The sequence below is a fragment of the Streptomyces roseolus genome (genome assembly GCF_014649855.1).
Lineage (GTDB): Bacteria > Actinomycetota > Actinomycetes > Streptomycetales > Streptomycetaceae > Streptomyces > Streptomyces roseolus.
Genome location: NZ_BMTV01000005.1, coordinates 190,045 through 206,773 on the forward strand (window position 1 = coordinate 190,045; position 16,729 = coordinate 206,773).

Annotated in this window: 19 protein-coding genes; 12 read left to right on the plus strand and 7 right to left on the minus strand. The window is 76.6% G+C overall.

Annotated features, from left to right (window positions below):
• Window positions 1-58 precede the first annotated feature (58 nt).
• From IE245_RS07905 to IE245_RS07915, 3 genes are all read right to left on the minus strand, one after another.
• Entirely contained in the window at window positions 59-712 is a 654-nt protein-coding gene (locus tag IE245_RS07905) for a GntR family transcriptional regulator (protein WP_189946030.1), read from the minus strand.
• A gap of 62 nt (window positions 713-774) precedes the next feature.
• Window positions 775-1,863, minus strand: a complete 1,089-nt coding sequence (locus tag IE245_RS07910; protein ID WP_189946031.1) for an adenosine deaminase — start codon at window positions 1,861-1,863, stop codon at window positions 775-777.
• A gap of 169 nt (window positions 1,864-2,032) precedes the next feature.
• Entirely contained in the window at window positions 2,033-2,794 is a 762-nt protein-coding gene (locus IE245_RS07915; RefSeq protein ID WP_189946032.1) for a GntR family transcriptional regulator, read from the minus strand.
• Between the two features lie 169 nt (window positions 2,795-2,963).
• On the opposite strand from IE245_RS07915, the gene IE245_RS07920 reads away from it, so the two are divergent.
• From IE245_RS07920 to IE245_RS07930, 3 genes are all read left to right on the plus strand, one after another.
• Window positions 2,964-3,203, plus strand: coding sequence for a lipopolysaccharide assembly protein LapA domain-containing protein (locus IE245_RS07920; RefSeq protein WP_189946033.1), 240 nt, complete (start codon window positions 2,964-2,966; stop codon window positions 3,201-3,203).
• Entirely contained in the window at window positions 3,200-3,562 is a 363-nt protein-coding gene (locus tag IE245_RS07925) for a hypothetical protein (protein ID WP_189946034.1), read from the plus strand. Before IE245_RS07920 ends, IE245_RS07925 begins: the two co-directional genes overlap by 4 nt.
• A gap of 256 nt (window positions 3,563-3,818) precedes the next feature.
• Window positions 3,819-4,364 (plus strand): GNAT family N-acetyltransferase, encoded by a 546-nt coding sequence (locus IE245_RS07930; RefSeq protein WP_189946035.1) that lies wholly within the window; start codon window positions 3,819-3,821, stop codon window positions 4,362-4,364.
• Here the strand turns inward: IE245_RS07930 and IE245_RS07935 are convergent.
• Window positions 4,345-4,680, minus strand: a complete 336-nt coding sequence (locus IE245_RS07935; protein ID WP_189946036.1) for a DUF6204 family protein — start codon at window positions 4,678-4,680, stop codon at window positions 4,345-4,347. The genes IE245_RS07930 and IE245_RS07935 overlap by 20 nt on opposite strands.
• A 110-nt stretch (window positions 4,681-4,790) precedes the next feature.
• Complete coding sequence (locus tag IE245_RS07940; RefSeq protein WP_189946037.1) at window positions 4,791-5,603, minus strand: methyltransferase domain-containing protein; 813 nt, start codon at window positions 5,601-5,603, stop codon at window positions 4,791-4,793.
• A 415-nt stretch (window positions 5,604-6,018) separates the two neighbouring features.
• On the opposite strand from IE245_RS07940, the gene IE245_RS07945 reads away from it, so the two are divergent.
• The 3 genes from IE245_RS07945 to IE245_RS07955 all read left to right on the plus strand — a co-directional run bounded on the left by IE245_RS07945 (window position 6,019) and on the right by IE245_RS07955 (window position 9,660).
• Window positions 6,019-7,221, plus strand: a complete 1,203-nt coding sequence (locus IE245_RS07945; protein ID WP_189946038.1) for a sulfite oxidase — start codon at window positions 6,019-6,021, stop codon at window positions 7,219-7,221.
• 82 nt (window positions 7,222-7,303) lie between these two features.
• A complete protein-coding gene (locus IE245_RS07950; RefSeq protein ID WP_189946039.1) occupies window positions 7,304-8,569 on the plus strand; it encodes an aminotransferase class I/II-fold pyridoxal phosphate-dependent enzyme in 1,266 nt (421 codons plus the stop codon).
• Window positions 8,566-9,660: an MBL fold metallo-hydrolase gene (locus IE245_RS07955; protein ID WP_189946040.1), complete on the plus strand. Its 1,095-nt coding sequence runs from the start codon at window positions 8,566-8,568 to the stop codon at window positions 9,658-9,660. Before IE245_RS07950 ends, IE245_RS07955 begins: the two co-directional genes overlap by 4 nt.
• On the opposite strand, the gene IE245_RS07960 is transcribed toward IE245_RS07955, so the two are convergent.
• Both IE245_RS07960 and IE245_RS07965 read right to left on the minus strand, forming a co-directional pair.
• Window positions 9,640-10,311, minus strand: a complete 672-nt coding sequence (locus IE245_RS07960; RefSeq protein WP_189946041.1) for a DedA family protein — start codon at window positions 10,309-10,311, stop codon at window positions 9,640-9,642. The two genes, IE245_RS07955 and IE245_RS07960, sit on opposite strands and share 21 nt — an antisense overlap.
• Window positions 10,308-11,087, minus strand: coding sequence for an MBL fold metallo-hydrolase (locus IE245_RS07965; RefSeq protein WP_189946042.1), 780 nt, complete (start codon window positions 11,085-11,087; stop codon window positions 10,308-10,310). Before IE245_RS07965 ends, IE245_RS07960 begins: the two co-directional genes overlap by 4 nt.
• 91 nt (window positions 11,088-11,178) lie before the next feature.
• On the opposite strand from IE245_RS07965, the gene IE245_RS07970 reads away from it, so the two are divergent.
• The 6 genes from IE245_RS07970 (at window position 11,179) to IE245_RS07995 (ending at window position 16,725) form a co-directional block, all read left to right on the plus strand.
• The gene (locus IE245_RS07970) at window positions 11,179-11,583 is read left to right on the plus strand and encodes a recombinase family protein (RefSeq protein WP_189946043.1); all 405 of its coding nucleotides are present in this window, start codon (window positions 11,179-11,181) and stop codon (window positions 11,581-11,583) included.
• Between the two features lie 96 nt (window positions 11,584-11,679).
• Entirely contained in the window at window positions 11,680-13,836 is a 2,157-nt protein-coding gene (locus tag IE245_RS07975) for a phage holin family protein (protein WP_189946044.1), read from the plus strand.
• An 83-nt stretch (window positions 13,837-13,919) separates the two neighbouring features.
• On the plus strand, window positions 13,920-15,353 hold the full coding sequence (locus IE245_RS07980) for an amino acid permease (RefSeq protein ID WP_189946045.1): 1,434 nt from the start codon (window positions 13,920-13,922) through the stop codon (window positions 15,351-15,353).
• A gap of 66 nt (window positions 15,354-15,419) precedes the next feature.
• Complete coding sequence (locus IE245_RS07985; protein WP_189946046.1) at window positions 15,420-15,821, plus strand: hypothetical protein; 402 nt, start codon at window positions 15,420-15,422, stop codon at window positions 15,819-15,821.
• 55 nt (window positions 15,822-15,876) lie between these two features.
• The gene (locus tag IE245_RS07990; protein ID WP_189946047.1) at window positions 15,877-16,041 is read left to right on the plus strand and encodes a hypothetical protein; all 165 of its coding nucleotides are present in this window, start codon (window positions 15,877-15,879) and stop codon (window positions 16,039-16,041) included.
• A gap of 267 nt (window positions 16,042-16,308) precedes the next feature.
• On the plus strand, window positions 16,309-16,725 hold the full coding sequence (locus IE245_RS07995) for a hypothetical protein (protein ID WP_189946048.1): 417 nt from the start codon (window positions 16,309-16,311) through the stop codon (window positions 16,723-16,725).
• Window positions 16,726-16,729: the final 4 nt, after the last annotated feature.

Here is a 16,729-nt window from a genome sequence, read left to right on the forward strand (position 1 = left end):
ACGGGGGACGGGGGCGCCGTGGGAACCGGGTGCCGGGCGGCGGAGACGGCCGGGCCGGCTACTCCGCCGCCAGCCTGCGCCGGTGTTCGGTCGCCTTGCTCTGGCTGGTCTCCAGGTGGCGCAGCGCCAGCTCCTCGACGCGATCGACGTCCCGCGCCTCGATCGCGCGGAACAGCTCCTCGTGCTCCTCGGCCACGACGGCGAAGTCGTCGTGCTGGCCGAGCAGCCACCGCATCCGGCTGCGCAGGGTGCCCTCCAACTCGTCGAGCAGGGCGTTGTCGGCGAGCTCGGTGACCGTCTCGTGGAAGTCCGCCGCGGCCCGCCGCGCCTCCGCGCCGTCGCCGCGGGCCGCCGCCGCCTGCTCGGCGTCGAGGACCGCGCGCAGCTTGGCGAGGCCCGCGCGGGTGCGGCGCTGGGCGGCGAGCCGGAAGGCGAGGATCTCCAGGGCGGAGCGCACCTCGACGAGGTCGGCGATGTCGGAGGCGGTGAACTCGCGGACCACCGCCCAGGTGCGCGGCCGGGGCGTCACCAGACCCTCGTTGACCAGGTCGCGCAGGGCGTCGCGGACCGGCAGCCGGCTCACGTCCAGCTCGGCCGCGATCTCCCGCTCCACCAGCCGGCTGCCGGGGGCCCGGGTCCCGTCGATGATCTGGTCGCGCAGGGTGCGCGTGATCCGTTCCGACTCGGGCCTGAACTCCTCAGCAGCTGTCATGGCCGCCATTCTTCCACCGGGGAGGGCGGCGACCGCCGCCCTCCCTCCGCGCGGCCGGCCCGTCAGAGCGCCGCGTACCCCGGGCGCACGAGCTCCTCGATCAGGCGCTCGCGCTCGGGCAGCGGCAGGAACGCGGCCTCCAGGGCGGCGACCGTGAACTCCTCGAAGACCTCGGGGCCGTATCCGAAGGCGTCCGCCATGTGCTGGAACTCCTCGCTCATGGTGGTGCCGGAGACCAGCCGGTTGTCGGTGTTCAGGGTGATCCTGAACCCGAGCCGGCGCAGCTCGTCGATCGGGTGCGAGCGGTAGTCCTCGGCCGCGCCGGTCTGGAGGTTGGAGGTCGGGCAGACCTCCAGGGCGATCCGGTTGTCGCGGACGTAGGCGGCGAGCCGGCCGAGCGTGCCGTCCTCCGCTATGTCGTCGGTGATCCGCACGCCGTGGCCGATCCGCTCGGTGCCGCAGACCTGTACGGCCTCGTGGATCGACTCCGCGCCGACGGCCTCGCCGGCGTGGATGGTGAAGTGGCAGTTCTCCCGCTTCAGGTGCTGGAAGGCGGCCAGGTGGCGGGTCGGCGGGTTGCCGATCTCGCCGCCGGCGATGTCGAACCCGGCGACGCCGTTGTCGCGGTGGGCGACGGTCAGCTCGGCGATCTCCAGGGAGCGGTCGGTGTGCCGCATGCCGGTGAGCAGGGCGCGGACGGTGATCCGGCCGCCGGTCCTGCGCTCGCCCTCGCGGAAGCCGTCGTTGACGGCCTCGACGACCTCGTCGAGGGTGAGGCCGGCCTCCAGGTGCTGTTCGGGGGCGTACCGCACCTCGGCGTAGACGACCCCGTCCGCCGCCAGGTCCTCGGCGCACTCGGCGGCGATCCTGACCAGCGCCTCACGGGTCTGCATGACCGCGCAGGTGTGGGCGAAGGTCTCCAGGTAGCGCTCCAGCGAGCCGGAGTCGGCGGCCTCCCGGAACCAGACCGCGAGCGCGGCCGGGTCCTCGGTCGGCAGCGCGGTGTAGCCGCACTCCTCGGCCAGCTCGACGATGGTGGCGGGACGGAGCCCGCCGTCGAGGTGGTCGTGGAGGACGGCCTTCGGGGCGCGGCGGATCCAGTCGGAGACGGCGGGCCGGGCAGGCGTGGCAGGGTTGTCAGACAAGTGCATGGCCGGGAAGTGTACGTCATGACGCGCCCGGCGGGGACGCGGATGCCGGAGGAACGATTCCGTACGGCTCCGAGGGCGGGCGTTCCGCACCCGACCGGGCCCGCCGGGACGGAGCGCCGGGCGGTCGGGCGGGCCCGCCGGGGCGGGGTGCCGGGCGGCGGGGCGGGGCTCAGTGGGACTGGAGGACCGGCAGGGCGGGCGCGCCCGTGGGGAGCATGTGCTTGGCGGCCAGGACGGGGGTGTCCCCGACCCGTACGACCTGGGTGACCAGGACGGCGGCGGTGTCGGCGGGGCGGCCCAGCTGCTCGCCGCGGCGCCGCCCGAGCAGGGTGGCGGTGATCCCGCTGTGGGCGTGCAGGGCGACCTCGCGGGAGGCGCCGAGCAGGACCGACAGCATCGACACGGCGGGGCCCGCCGCCGGCGCGGACCCGCACTCCCGCAGGGCGGCGGCGAAGGCCGGGTGGACGCGGTCCAGGACCTCGTCGTCGGCGGCCCACTCGTGGCAGAGCGCCGCGGGCCCGGCCTCGCCGCCGAGCACCGACTCCCAGAACCGCAGCTCGGCGCGGGCCGGGGCCAGCAGGTGCTGGGTGGTGAAGTCGGTGGGCTCCTCCACCGTGCGCAGCAGGGCCCGCACGCGCGGCCCGGTGCCGCCGCCGATCAGCTCCTCCAGCGGCTGGACCTGCTCGAAGCCCCGGCGCGGCGGCCGCGCGTTCACGGTCCGGCCCACGCCCCGGCGCACGGTCAGCAGCCCGTCCTCCTGGAGCAGCAGCAGCGCCTCGCGCAGCGCGGGCCGGCTCACCCCCAGCTCGGCGGCGAGCTTCGGCTCGGAGGGGAGGGTGGAGCCGGGCGGATAGGTGCCGTCGTGGACGGCGTCCGCGATCCGCTCGTAGAGCGCCACCACAGGTCGCCGCCGGTGCCCGCTGGCCGTCAAGGCCCCTCCTCGTACCGTCTCGTCCCGCGCCCGGTCCCCACCACCGTAACGGTCCTGGTTGTCTGACAAGTCACCCGGACGGCGTCGTCGACCGCCCCCTCGACGTGCCGGTCCCCCCATTCTGGTCCCACGGGTACGCCCGGGACGGACGACGGAGGAGGCGGCGGGCATGAGTCCCAAGGACACGGCGGGCACGCGGAGAGGTGACAGGTTCGGCGCCCTCACCCCCGGACGGATCGGGATGGCGGTCGTCGCGGTCCTCCTGCTCGTCTTCATCTTCGAGAACACCCGCGACGTCAAGATCCGGCTGCTCGTCCCCGAGGTGACGATGCCGCTCTACCTCGCCCTCCTGGCGACCGCGCTGCTCGGCGCGGCCTGCGGCTGGTACGCGGCCCGGAGGGGCCGGTGAAGCGCGGCGCACTGATCGGGGCGGGCGCGGCGCTGGCCCTCGCGGCCGTGGCGGCCGGGGCGGCGGGAGACGCCGACACCCGGCGGGCCCGGCGGGCGTCGGCCCGCGCGTGGCCGCCGATGCCGGACTTCCGGGGCGGGGGCCTGTGGCGGGTCTTCACCCGCCTGGACCACCGCACCCGGCTCGACGTCCACGACGCGAGCGGCCGGGACCGGCGGGTCCTGTGGCCCCCGCGCTGGCGGGTCTGCACCCAGTACCCCTCCGCCGGTACGGGCCTCGACCGCCGCACGACGGTGGTCATCGGCGTCCTGCGCAAGGGCGAACCCTGCCCGGTCCGCGTGACGGCGGCCCGCCGCTGAGCGGGCGCGCGCGGCCGCGGGGCGTCCGGACACCGGAAGGAGGGGGTGGGCACCCGGGCGCACGGCACTTGGTCGCACGGCACCGGGTTGTACGGCACCGGATCGTTCGTGGCGGGGCGTACGGGACCCGGCTGTACGGCACCGGGCTGTACGGCACCCGGGCGTACGGCACCGGGGTGTTCGTGGCGGGTCCCGTACGGCGGCCGGTCGCGTACGGCTCCGAAGTCCCGCGCGCGGGCCGGGTTAGCCTGGGCGCATGCCCGACGAACTCGACCGGTTCCTCACGGCCGGGCCCCGCGTGGGCCTGCGGCCGTTCACGCTCGACGACGCCGAGGAGTTCACCGCCCGGGCCGAGGAGAGCGTCGCACTGCACCGGCCGTGGCTGTTCCCGCCCCGGACGGCCGAGCACTACGCCGCGTACGCGGGCGCGCTCATCGAGGAGCCGGCCAGGGCCGGCTTCCTCGTCTGTGAGCACGGGGAGGCGGGCCGCATCGCCGGCTTCCTCACCGTCAACAACATCGTCCGCGGCGCCTTCCGCAGCGGCGCCCTCGGCTACGGCGCCTTCGCGCACGCCGCCGGGCGCGGCCTGATGGGAGAGGCCCTCGGCCTCCTCCTGTCCCACGCCTTCGGGTCGATGGGACTGCACCGTCTGGAGGCCAACATCCAGCCGGGCAACGCCCCTTCGCGCGCCCTGGTCCGCCGGGCCGGCTTCCGCCTGGAGGGCTTCTCGCCCGCGATGCTGTTCATCGACGGCGCCTGGCGGGACCACGAGCGCTGGGCGATCACCGACCCTTGCGGTTGATCTTCATCGTGTCGAGGTCGGTCACCGTGGACTTCAGCCCCCGGTAGCCGTGGCCGAGCGCGGCCAGCGCGGCCTCCACCCGCTCCTCGGCGAGCGCCCCGGCCATCTCGTCGCCGTCCTCGGCGTCCGAGGTGACGACCAGCCGGTACGAGAAGTGCTTCAGCGCCCGGTCGTAGGTGAGCGAGCCCTCCTCGGTGAACCGCATCGCGGCCAGGCCGTGCTCCTCCACCCCGGCGAGCAGCCGCTCCCGGCTCTCCGGCGTCAGCCCGTCGAAGGTCCCCCGCACGATGACCCGGTAGGTGTGTGGCGTGCCCATCTCTCGTACTCCCGTGGCGCTCCCGGCGCCCGCCCCGGCGGCGGACGGCCCTCCACCCTAGGCAGGGGCCGGGGCCGGGCGCGCGCCAATAAACGGCGGGACCGCCCGGTTCAGGAGACGCGGCAGAGGACCTCTCCGTGCGGCACCATGAAGGAGGCGTCCTCCCGGGTGCCCCACTCGCGCCAGGCCGCGGCGATCTCCGCCAGCTCGGCCCGGGTGGCGTGGCCGCCCTCGACCGCCAGGTCCGCGTAGGAGGAGGCGGTGGTGCGGTCCGCCCACAGCCCGCTCCACCAGGCCCGCTCCTCCGGGGTGGCGAAGGTCCAGGCGGTCGTCGTCACGGCGACGTCGGTGAATCCGGCGCTCCGGGCCCAGGCGAACAGCCGCCGCCCGGCGTCCGGTTCGCCGCCGTTGGCGCGCGCCACCCGGTGGTAGAGCTCCAGCCAGCCGTCCAGCACCGGCCGTTCGGGGTACCAGGCGAACGCGCCGTAGTCGCTGTCGCGGGCCGCGACGATCCCGCCGGGCCGGCAGACGCGGCGCATCTCGCGCAGCGCGCCCACCGGATCGCCCACGTGCTGGAGCACCTGGTGGGCGTGGACGACGTCGAAGGAGTCGTCGGGGAAGTCCAGGGCCTGGACGTCCGCCACCGCGAACTCCACGTTCTCCAGGCCCCGTTCGGCCGCCGTCGCGCGCGCCTTCGCGAGGACCTCCTCGGAGGTGTCGACGGCGGTCACCCGCCCCGGGGCGACCAGCGCGGCCAGGTCGGCGGTGATCGTGCCGGGCCCGCAGCCGACGTCCAGCAGGTCGAGCCCCGGGCGCAGTTCGCCCAGCAGGTAGGCCGCCGAGTTGGCGGCCGTGCGCCAGGTGTGGGAACGGAGGACCGACTCGTGGTGGCCATGGGTGTAGACGACGGGCTGCTGCGTCATGGAACCGTCTCCCTCGGTGTGGGTGGTGGGTCCACCGTACGGCTGATCACCGCATGGTGAGACTGCTGTCTTGCGATGCGGACAGAATCGAGGGGGGCGGGCCGTGAACGCTCGCTGGCAGGAGGGGAGTTCGGAGGGGTTCCCGCCAGGTCGTGACGGGGAGCGGATGAATTGAAGTTGGTTTCTAGAAGCGACTTCTATATCGTTCCGTGCGGGGGGACGCGCAACGGGGGCGCGTACCGCGCGGGGCGGCCCGGACCGTGGGGGAGACCGGGCCGCCGCCGCGTCTTTCCGGCCGTTCTCGTGACAGCCTCGTGAACAGGCCTCCGCCACCCCGGCCCGAGCGCCCCGCACGCGCCTACGATCGGCCCGCCGCCGTCCGGCGGACCGACCCGTGACCGTGCCGAGGAGTCCCGTGCCGCACCCGTCCGCGCCCGCCCGCCGAACGCTCCTGAAGGCCCTCGCCGCCACCCCGGCCGCCGCCGTCGCACTCGGCGCCCCCGCCGCCCCGGCAGCCGCCTCCGTCGCCTCCGCCGCGCCCGGCATCGTCAAGTCACTGCCCGACGCGTACTTCACCGTGCGCGGAACCAACGCGGAGGCCCGGTTCGACGCCTTCGGCGACACCGGGTCCCTCACCCCCGCCGACCGCTTCTTCGTCCGCAACCACACCTCCACCCCCGTCCTCGACGCCGCCGACTGGCGCCTCACCCTCTGGGGCGACGGACTCCACGGCCGCGCCCCCGTCCACTTCACCTACGGACAGCTCCGCGACCTGCCCTCCGTCACCCGGACGGCCCTCGTCGAATGCGCCGGCAACGGCCGCAGCCTCTACGCCACCCAGCAGGGGCAGCCCGTCTCCGGCACCCCCTGGACGCTCGGCGCCGTCGGAGCCGCCCGCTGGCGCGGCGTCCGCCTCGCCGAGGTGCTGCGCCGCGCCGGACTCGCCCACGACGCCGTCGACCTGCTGCCGCGCGGCCTGGACGACCCGTACGTCTCCGGCGGCACCGACCACGGCCGGGTCCGCCGCCCGCTGCCGGTCGCCAAGGCGCTGGACGACGTGATCCTCGCGTACGAGATGAACGGCGAGCCCCTCCCGTACGACCACGGGCACCCCGTCCGGCTCATCGTGCCGCACTGGGTCGGCATCGCCTCGATCAAGTGGCTCGGCGACATCGAGGTCGCCACCCGTCCCCTCGCCAGCCCCTGGTCCACCGACTGGTACCGCCTCTTCGGGGAGCCCCACCCGGCCGGCGGGAGCGCCCCGATCACCCGCCAGACCCTCAAATCCGGCTTCCAGCTGCCCTTCGGCGCCACCCTGGAGGCGGGCGGGGTCCACCGGCTCACGGGCCGCGCCTGGTCCGCGCACGCGCCCGTCCGCTCCGTCGACGTCTCCACCGACGGCGGCGGCACCTGGCGCCCCGCCCGCCTCCACGACGGCCCCCGGCGCGGCGCCTGGGTCCGCTGGTCGCTGCCCTGGCGGCCCACGGCCACCGGGCCCGCCACCCTCCTCTCCCGCACCGCCGACGCCGCCGGGAACGTCCAGCCCGCCACCGCCGTCCACAACACCCAGGGCTACCTCTTCGACGCCGTCGTCCGTCACCCGATCACCGTCGCCTGAACGGGCGGGTCCGGGCGAACCTCCGTATAAAGGGCACGGGGACGCCGTTCCCGGCGCCCCGCGCGCTCAGGAGGTACGGGACATGCGGGAGACGGCTCCGGAAGGCCGCGGCCCGGTGCGCTACGGACCCCCCGTGCCCGGGAGCGGCCGGCCCGTCCCCCCGGGGCTCGCCGCCCTCCTCGCGGCCGCCGCCGGCCGGACCGACCCCGAACCGCCCGGCGGCGGACCCGTCCTGCGGGAGGCGGCCGCCGGCTACTGGTGGCGCCGCGGCCTGCGCGGCCACGCCGAGGACGCCCTCGCCGCCCCCGGCGCCCCCGCCCTGCTCCTCGCCCTCCTCGCCGCGCACGGCGGCGACGTGCTGCTGCCCCGGCCCTGCCCCGCCTGGTGGGCCCCGCAGATCCGGCTCCTCGGCCGGCCCGCGTACCACGTGCCCACCACCGCCGAGGCCGGCGGCGTCCCCGACCCGTACGCCCTCCTGGAGACCGTCCGCCGGGTCCGCGCCGAGGGCGGCGATCCCCGGGTGCTGCTGCTCTCCGTCGCCGACGACCCGACCGCCACCGTCCCCCCGCCCGAACTCGTCCGCGAGAGCTGCGAGGCCGCCGTCGCCGAGGGCCTCCACGTCATCAGCGACGAGACCTGGCGCGACACCCTCCACCACCCCCGCGACACCGTCCTGGTCAGCCCCGCCGAGATGTGCCCCGACGACGTCACCGTCCTCGCCGACCTCGCCGGCGGCGGACTCGTTCCCGCCTCCTGGCCCTGCGCCGTCGCCCGCTTCCCGCCCGCCGGTCCCGACCGCGCCGACCGGTACGGCGATCCCCGCGCCCGCGCGCTCGACGTCCTCACCGCCCTCGGCGCCGTCCTCCCCGCCCCCGTCGCGCCCGCCGCCGCCCACGCCCTCGACGAACCCGAGGACGTCCTCGTCCCGGCCCTGCGCGCCGCCGCCGTCCACGGCCGGCTTGCCGCCGCCGCACACCGGGCCGTCCTCGCCGCCGGCGGCCTCGCCCGGCCCCCGCAGGCCGGCCGGCACCTCTACGCCGACCTCGGACCGCTCCGCGCCGGACTCGCCGCCCGGGGCGTCGCCGACTCCCTGGAACTGGAGCAGTACCTCACCGACCGGCTCGGCACCCCCGTCCCCGGAGGCCACCGCTTCGGCGACGAACCCGTCGCCCTGCGCGTCCGCCTCGACACCGGCCCGCTGCTCGGCGCCACCCCGCCCGAACGCGCCGAGACCCTCGCCTCCCGCACGCCCGAACGACTGCCCCAGACGGCACGGGCCCTGGCCGCCCTCACCGCCGTCCTCGACGACCTGGCCCACCCCGCCGCGCAGAACGGAGCCCGCAGATGACCGAACGGACGGCCCGCCCCGCCCCGGCCACCCAGGCCCCGCACCCGGCCGCGCCCGCCGACCCCCGGGGCCCGGCCGCGCCCGCCGGGCCCCCACGTCCGGCCGGCGCCCCCGCGCTCCCCACCTCCGTGCTCCAGCCGCTCGGGCGGTTGCGGACGGACTGGCCCCGCAGTTTCGCCGACCGGCTGACCGCCCCGCTGCCCGGTGTGCGGGCGCTCGCGCGGCTCGCCCGCGAAGGGGCCGTACGGCCCCGTCCCGAGGGCCTGCGGGACGCTCCGCTGCTGCCCTTCGAGCCCGGGCCGCTGCCGCCCGCCGGGCCGTCCACGGTCGCCGTCACCTGGGCCGGGCACGCCAGCTGGGTCCTCCGGATCGGCGGCCTCACCGTCCTCACCGACCCCGTCTGGTCCCGCCGGATCCTCGGCACGCCCGCCCGGCTCACCCCGGTCGGCGTCCGCTGGGAGGACCTGCCGCCGGTCGACGCCGTCGTCATCAGCCACAACCACTTCGACCACCTCGACGCCCCCACCCTCCGGCGCCTCCCGCGCGCCACCCCGGTCCTCGTCCCCGCCGGCCTCGGCCGCTGGTTCGTCCGCCGCGGCTTCACCCGGGTCACCGAGCTCGACTGGTGGGAGGCGGCCGAACTCGACGGCGTGCGCTTCGACTTCGTCCCCGCCCACCACTGGTCCAAGCGCACCCTCCTGGACACCTGCCGCTCCCTGTGGGGCGGCTGGGTGCTCACCGACCCCGCCGGGCGCCGCGTCCACTTCGCCGGGGACACCGGATACGGCCACTGGTTCGCCGAGATCGGCCGCCGCCACCCCGGCATCGACCTCGCCCTCCTCCCCATCGGCGCCTACGCCCCCCGCTGGTGGCTCCGCGACGTCCACACCGACCCCGAGGAGGCCGTCCGCGCCCTCCAGGACCTGGGCGCCCGCCGGATGGCCCCCATGCACTGGGCCACCTTCGTGCTCTCCTCCGAGCCCGTCCTCGAACCCCTCACCCGGGTCCGCGCCGCCTGGGCGCACGCCGGCCTGCCCGCCGACGACCTGTGGACCCTCCCGGTCGGCGGCTCACGCGTCCTCGTGCCGTAGCCCGCCCGGCCGCTCGCCGTCCCCCCGCCGGCCGTCGCCCCGCAGCCGCCGCCACACCGCCGGAACCGCGCTGATCAGCACGGTCAGGCCGACCGCGGCGACCACGCCCTGCCAGGGCTCCGGGAAGAGGGAACCGCCGAGGACGCCGATGAGCTGGTACGTCGCCGCCCACGCCAGACACGCCGCCGCGTCGCCACGGGCGAAGCGGCGCAGCGGCATCCGGGCCAGCAGGCACGCCAGCATGACCGGGACGCGGCCGGCCGGGACCAGCCGGGACAGGACCAGGACCGACACCTGATGGGTGTCGAGCCGCTCCTGCGCCTGCGCGAGCCGGTCCGCCGTCACCCGGGCGCGCAGGGCGGCCAGCCGGCGCGAACCGTTCCGCGACCGCACCCCGCGCTGCCCCAGCCAGTAGAGGGCCAGGTCGCCGAGGAAGGCGGCGGCCGAGGCCAGCAAGAAGACGACGAGCAGCGAGAACGGCGACGCCTGGTGGAAGGCGACCACCGCCGCGGAGCTGACGATCGCGCCCGTCGGCACCACCGGCACCAGCGCGCCCAGCGCCACCAGGAGGAACAGCGACGGATAGCCGACCGCCTGCTGCGTCGACTCCGGCGGCAGATCGCGGACCGCCGCCAGCAGGGCACCCGTCACCGGGCGACCTCCGGCCGCACCCGCTCGCCGTGCGCCGGCCGGTGCACCGCCACCTTCGGCGCGAGGCGCGCCGCGTGGCGCGCGAACTCGTCGCCCGGCGCGTGGAACTCGTGCGGCCGCACCCCGTCCAGGCCGATCGGCCAGTACGTCCCGTAGTGCACCGGCACCGCCGCCGCAGGAGACAGCGCCGCCAGTGCCTCCGCCGCCCGCCCCGCGTCCAGATGCCCCTGCCCCAGGTACGGGCCCCAGCCGCCGACCGGAAGGAGTGCCACGTCCACCGGTCCGACCTCCTCCGCCATCGCGTCGAACAGCCCGGTGTCCCCGGCGAAGTACGTCCGCGCCTCGCCCTCGACGACGTACCCGAGCGCGGGGGAGCGGTGCGGGCCGAACGGCAGCCGCCGCCCGTCGTGCCGCGCCGGCACCGCCCGCACGGTCACGCCCTCCACCGCCACCTCGTCGCCCGGCGCGACCTCGGTCAGCCGCAGCCCCGCCCCGGCGAGGCGCCGCAGCCCCGGTACGGCCTCCGGCGCGCCGCGCGGCACCAGGAGCCGGGTGCCCGGCGCGAGGCGCGCGAGCGACGGCAGGTGCAGGTGGTCGGAGTGCAGGTGCGACACGAGCACGGCCTCCGCGACCGCCGCCTCCGGCGGCGGCGGAGCGCCCCGGCGCCGCCGCAGGTGCGCGAGCCGCCGGGCGAACAGCGGGTCGGTGAGGAACCGGACCCCGGAGTCCTCGACCGTGCAGGTCGCGTGCCCCCACCAGGTGACCTCCACCGGCATGCCGCCCTTCCCTCGCCCGCGCGCTCTCCCTCCCGAGGGTAGAGGCCCGCCGACCCTCCCGTGCGGCTGCGCCGGGCAGTAGGGTCTGCCCATGAACGACGTCCGGGTCGCGGCGATCGCCAGCCTGACCCCGCTCGAAGAACTCGATTCCGACCCCTTCCTCGTCGACACGCGCGGCCAGCACGCGGTGTGCGCCCGCTGGGCGGTGGAACGGGGGTACGTCCTCGCGCGCGAGCTCCACTGCTACGGCGTCCGCCCCGACCACGACGCGCTCTGGGCCGACGTCGAGTCCGGCGAGGTCGACGTCTTCGTCGCGGCGAACGAGCGGGTCCTGGCGCGGGCGCTGACCTCGGTGCCGGCCTTCCGCGCGGAGTGCGCGCGGCGGGGGGTACGGGTCGAGACGGCGGACGGGCCCCCGCCCCGGTACGACTCCGCGGCGAAGGCGGCCGTCCACCGCCGCCTCTCCATGCCCACCGCCGGCTACGACGGCACCTGACCTCCGCCGCCCCCCTGTCGGGCCCGTGCCCGGCTGTGTCGTCCCCTGTGTGGGTATGTCAGGGTGGGGAGACGTTTGGGCGGAAGGTCGGGTGGCGTGGGGTACGGGCGATGGCGCGGGGCGGGGCGGGCCGCCGTCAGGGTGGTCAGCGTGTGGGCGGTGTCGACCGTCACCCTCCTCGCGCTCGCCGGGCTCCTGCCCGACTTCCAGCTGCAGTCGCCGGGCGGTGACACCTTCACCCGTACGGCCCTCACCGCCGCCTGGGCCGCCGGCGCCTTCGGCCTGCTGACCGCGCTCGTCTGGCCGCTCGTCGTCCGCGCCCTGCTGCTGGTGCCCGCCCTGGTGCTCGGTCTGCTCGTGTTCTTCCTGAACGGTTCGCTGCTGCTCGTCGCGCTGTGGCTGATCCCGGACGGCCGCGGAGCGGCGGACCCGGAGACGGCCGTCGTCGTCGCCGCCGTGATGTCCGCCGTGGCGTCCGCGACGTCGACCGCGCTCGCCGTGCGCGACGACGACGCCTACCGCCGCCGGCTGTACCGCCTGACGGGCCGGACCCGTCCCCGCGACCCCCGGTCCGCCCCCGAGCCCGCGCCCGGCACGGTCTTCCTGCAGCTCGACGGGGTCGGGCACGAGGTGCTGCGGCGGGCCGTCGACGACGGCCTGATGCCGACGGTGGCGGGGTGGCTGGAGGCCGGGTACCGGCTCACCCCGTGGCGGACGGACTGGTCGAGCCAGACCGGTGCCAGCCAGCTCGGCATCCTGCACGGCAGCAACGAGGACGTACCGGCCTTCCGCTGGTACGAGAAGGACACCGGACGGCTGATGGTGTCGAACCGGCCGGCGAGCGCCGTGGAGCTGCAGCGGCGGGCGGTGCGCCGCACCGGCGACGGCGGGCTGCTCAGCCTGGACGGCGCCTCCCGGGGCAACCTGTTCAGCGGCGGCGCCGACCAGGTGGCGCTGGTCCTGACGGTCGCCGCGCGCCGGGGCCGCCGCAACCGCTCGCGCGCCGGCTACTTCGCGTACTTCTCCGATCCGGCCAACGCGGTCCGTACCGCCGGCTCCCTCGTCAACGAGGTGGTCCGCGAGGTGGCCCAGTCGACCCGGGCCCGGCTGCGCCGCGAGACGCCCCGGATCCGGCGCGGCGGCACGTACCCCTTCGTGCGCGCCTTCGCGACCGTCGTCGAGCGGGACGTGGTGGTCGCGGCGGTGATGGGCGACATGCTCGCCGGCCGCACCGCCGTCTACGCGGACCTCGTCGCGTACGACGAGGTGGCGCACCACTCGGGACCGAGCGGCCGCGACACCGACCAGGTGCTGCGCCGCCTCGACCGCGCCGTCGGGCTGATCGCCCGGGTCGCCGAGCACGCCCCGCGGCCGTACCGGATCGTGCTCCTCTCGGACCACGGGCAGAGCCCGGGGGAGACCTTCGAGGGCGCGTACGGGCTGACGCTGAAGGACCTGGTGCGGGCGAGCTGCGGGCTGCCGGTGCCGCGCCGGGCCGGCCGGACCCGCAGCGGCGCGGAGGCCGGGGACGCCGCCCGGGACGCGCTGCGCAGCGCCCTGCACCGGCCGGTGGAGACGGGCGAGGAGGCGGAGCGGGAGCTGCCCGCCCGGCCGTCCGAGCCGGTCGTCCTCGCCTCGGGCAATCTGGGCCTGGTCTCCTTCCCCGACGTGCCGCACCGGATGACGCGGGAGGAGATCGACCGGCGTCATCCGGCGCTGCTGCGGACCCTCGCGCAGCATCCGGGGATCGGGTTCCTGCTGGTGGCGAGCGCCGCGCACGGTTCGGTGGTGCTGGCGGCGGACGGCGTCGAGGTGCCGGTGGCCGAGCTGGCCGACGGCGAGGGGCCGCTGGCGGGCTTCGGCCGGGGCGCGGCCGACGCGGTGCGGCGCACCGACGGCTTCCCGCACGTCGCCGACGTCATGGTGAACTCGGTGTACGACCCGGAGACCGGCACCGTGCACGCCTTCGAGGAGCAGATCGGCTCGCACGGCGGTCTGGGCGGCGCGCAGTCGCACCCCTTCCTGCTCTCGCCGCCGGAGCTGTCGCCGCCGGTCGCGGAGGGGGAGGAGCTGGTGGGCGCCGAGCGGGTGCACCGGGTGCTGCGGCGCTGGCTGCGCGAGGACGAGGGGCCCCAGGTGCCGCTCGGTCCGTCCGCGGACCCGGTGGACGCCCCGGAGATTTCCCCGTCCGGGATGGAAACGGAATCAGTTATTCCGGTGGAGTGGCCGGTCCCGCCGGACAAAAACCACTGATTTGGACGGGTGTTCGCCGTACCCGACCATGGTCCGGTTCCGGAGGCTTGTCCGGAACCGCACGACGGAAGGCGCACCACCCCATGAGCACGGCCCCCACGGCCCCGCAGGCCCCGACGCTCCCCACGGACGGCACGGACGGCACGGACGGGACCGGCGACCCCGGCCGGCGGCACGCCCGCCGCTTCGGCCTCCCGATCGCGACGGCCCTGGTCATGGGCAACATCATCGGCGGCGGCATCTTCCTGCTGCCCGCCTCCGTCGCCCCCTTCGGCACCATCAGCCTGGTCGCCTTCGGCGTCCTCACCCTCGGCGCGCTCGCCCTCGCCCTCGTCTTCGGCCGGCTCGCCCACCGCCACCCGACGACCGGCGGCCCGTACGTCTACGCCCGCGAGGCCTTCGGAGACTTCGCCGGCTTCCTGGCGGCCTGGTCGTACTGGATCACCGCCTGGGTCTCCAACGCGGCCCTCGCCGTCGCCGCCGTCGGCTACCTCGACGTCCTCGTGCCCCTCCACGGGTCGAAGGCCGCCACCATCGGCGCCGCCCTGCTGATCCAGTGGCTGCCGGCCCTCGCCAACCTCGCCGGGACCCGGTACGTCGGCGCCGTCCAGCTCGTCGCCACCGTGCTCAAGTTCGTGCCGCTGCTGCTCGTCGCCGTCGGCGGGTTCTTCTTCTTCGACAGCGCCAACCTCGGCCCCTTCCGGGCCGGCGACGAGAGCGCGCTCGGCGCGGTCTCCGCCTCCGCGGCGATCCTGCTCTTCAGCTACCTCGGCGTCGAGTCCGCCACCGTCAGCGCCGGCGAGGTCCGCGACCCGCGCCGCAACGTCGGCCGCGCCACCGTCCTCGGCACCCTCGCCGCCGCCGCGCTGTACCTGCTCACCATGGTCTCCGTCTTCGGCACCGTCCCGCACGACGCGCTCGTCGCCTCCAGCGCTCCCTTCGCCGACTCCGTCAACCTCATGTTCGGCGGCACGTGGGGCGGCGCCGCCGTCGCCTGCATGGCCCTGGTCTCCATGGTCGGCGCCCTCAACGGCTGGACCCTGCTCAGCGCCCAGACCCCGTACGCCGCCGCCCGCGACGGCCTCTTCCCGCGGGTCTTCACCGTGAAGCGGCGCGGGGTGCCGACCGCCGGCGTCCTCGTGACCGTCGTCCTCGCCTCCCTCCTGACCGTGTACAACTACACGGCCGGTCCGAGCGGCGTCTTCGAGATGCTGGTCCTCGTCACCACCTTCACCGCGACCGTCCCCTACCTGCTCTCCGCCGCCGCCCAGATCTACTTCCTGCTCTCCGGCCGCGCCGACCGCGTCCACCGGCCCCGGCTGGTCCGCGACGCGGTCCTCGCCCTCGCCGCCTTCGGCTTCTCCCTCTGGCTCGTCGCCGGCTCCGGCTACGCCGCCGTCTACCAGGGCGTCCTCTTCCTCTTCGCCGGCGTCCTCGTGTACGCCTGGATGGCCGGCCGCCGGCGCGCGACGGCCGCCGGTGCGGCCGAGGCGGTGAATCCGGCCCCGGAGGCGTAGCCCAGGAGGGCGGATCTCCCGCCCGCCCGGAGCGCGCCCCCCGCGGGCGGGGCAGTACGGATCACCGTGAGCCCCGCCCCCCGGCCCTCCGCCGCCCCCGCCGCCCCGGCGGGGCACCCGGCGCGCGCCCGGCGGGTGCCGGCCCCGCTCCGCGGGATGCTCCTCGTCCTCGCCGTGGTCGCGGTCCTCGCCGCGCTCTGCGCGCCCGGGGCGGCGGGGGCGCTCGCCGGACCCGGCGTCGAGCCCCGGCCGGCCGGGGCGCCCGCCCTGCCCGACCCCGCGGGGGAGACGTACGAGCCGGGGGCCGCCGAAGCGGGTCTGCCCGGTCGTACCCGGCGCCGCCGGACGAGGATCCGGACCGCCGTGCCGCCGGGCCCGCGCCGCCGCCGCGTGCCGCGCGGCGGCGCCCCCGTCCCCGTCCCCGCTCCCCGCCCGTCCTCGCACCGCCGGGTGGTGCTGCGCTGCTGACAGGCCCCGCCTCCAGCAGCACCCACCCCCACCCCGCGTCCGCGAGGAGCACCCCATGCCCACCGATCCGTACGCCGTCCTCCAGGCCCTGCTGCGCGCCGAGGCCGCCCGAGGCCACCGGTCCGCCGACCCCCGGCCCGAACCGGCCCCCGCGCCGGCCCCCGAACCCGCCCCCGAAGCACCCGGCCCGCGCCCGCGCCGGGACCGCCCGGCCCGCTGACCGACCGGCTCCCGAGGGGTCCGGTCGCCCGGCGGCCGGACCCCTCGGGGCATCACGGCCCCGACGCCCGCACGGCCACCACCACGGCGCCGGAGCCGTCGACGGCCGGGCGGCCCCCCGGGCCCCGGCGCCCCGGCATGACCTCTCAGGTAATCGACCCGCACCGGCCCCCGGCGGCAAGCTCTGAAGCACCGGAACCCGGGCGGCGCACTCCGCCCGGGCGCCGGGCCCCCGTCCCCGGACGACCCCTCTGGAGGGTGATCCGCCATGTCCCAGACCCTGCTCGCCGGTCTCGCCCGCACCACCCGGCCGACCACCGCGCTCCGCCGCTTCCTCGCCCTCGACGCCGTCGTCACCGGCGCCAACGGCCTCGCCTACGTCCTCGCCTCCGGCCCGCTCGGCGAACTCCTCGGCGTGGACGCCGGACTGCTCCTCGGACTCGGCCTCTTCCTCACCGCGTACGCCGCCGGCGTCGCCTGGCTCGCGAGCCGCCCGCAGCCCCCGGCGCCCGCCGTGAAGCTCGTCGTCGACGCCAACCTGCTGTGGGCCGCCCTCAGCGTGGTCGCCCTCGTCGCCTGGCTGGAGCCCACCACCGCCGGACTCGTCTGGACCCCGATGCAGGCCGGCACCGTCGCCGGCTTCGCCCTCCTCCAGTGGACCGCGCTGCGCGCCGCCACCGACTGAAGAA

Bases quoted from the DNA above. Each gene is read 5' to 3' on its own strand.
- IE245_RS07990 (WP_189946047.1), top strand. From the start codon at position 15,877: ATGCCCACCGATCCGTACGCCGTCCTCCAGGCCCTGCTGCGCGCCGAG.
- IE245_RS07955 (WP_189946040.1), top strand. From the start codon at position 8,566: ATGACCGAACGGACGGCCCGCCCCGCCCCGGCCACCCAGGCCCCGCAC.
- IE245_RS07905 (WP_189946030.1), bottom strand. From the start codon at position 712: ATGACAGCTGCTGAGGAGTTCAGGCCCGAGTCGGAACGGATCACGCGC.
- IE245_RS07920 (WP_189946033.1), top strand. From the start codon at position 2,964: ATGAGTCCCAAGGACACGGCGGGCACGCGGAGAGGTGACAGGTTCGGC.
- IE245_RS07930 (WP_189946035.1), top strand. From the start codon at position 3,819: ATGCCCGACGAACTCGACCGGTTCCTCACGGCCGGGCCCCGCGTGGGC.
- IE245_RS07965 (WP_189946042.1), bottom strand. From the start codon at position 11,087: ATGCCGGTGGAGGTCACCTGGTGGGGGCACGCGACCTGCACGGTCGAG.
- IE245_RS07950 (WP_189946039.1), top strand. From the start codon at position 7,304: ATGCGGGAGACGGCTCCGGAAGGCCGCGGCCCGGTGCGCTACGGACCC.
- IE245_RS07995 (WP_189946048.1), top strand. From the start codon at position 16,309: ATGTCCCAGACCCTGCTCGCCGGTCTCGCCCGCACCACCCGGCCGACC.
- IE245_RS07980 (WP_189946045.1), top strand. From the start codon at position 13,920: ATGAGCACGGCCCCCACGGCCCCGCAGGCCCCGACGCTCCCCACGGAC.
- IE245_RS07970 (WP_189946043.1), top strand. From the start codon at position 11,179: ATGAACGACGTCCGGGTCGCGGCGATCGCCAGCCTGACCCCGCTCGAA.
- IE245_RS07940 (WP_189946037.1), bottom strand. From the start codon at position 5,603: ATGACGCAGCAGCCCGTCGTCTACACCCATGGCCACCACGAGTCGGTC.
- IE245_RS07910 (WP_189946031.1), bottom strand. From the start codon at position 1,863: ATGCACTTGTCTGACAACCCTGCCACGCCTGCCCGGCCCGCCGTCTCC.
- IE245_RS07935 (WP_189946036.1), bottom strand. From the start codon at position 4,680: ATGGGCACGCCACACACCTACCGGGTCATCGTGCGGGGGACCTTCGAC.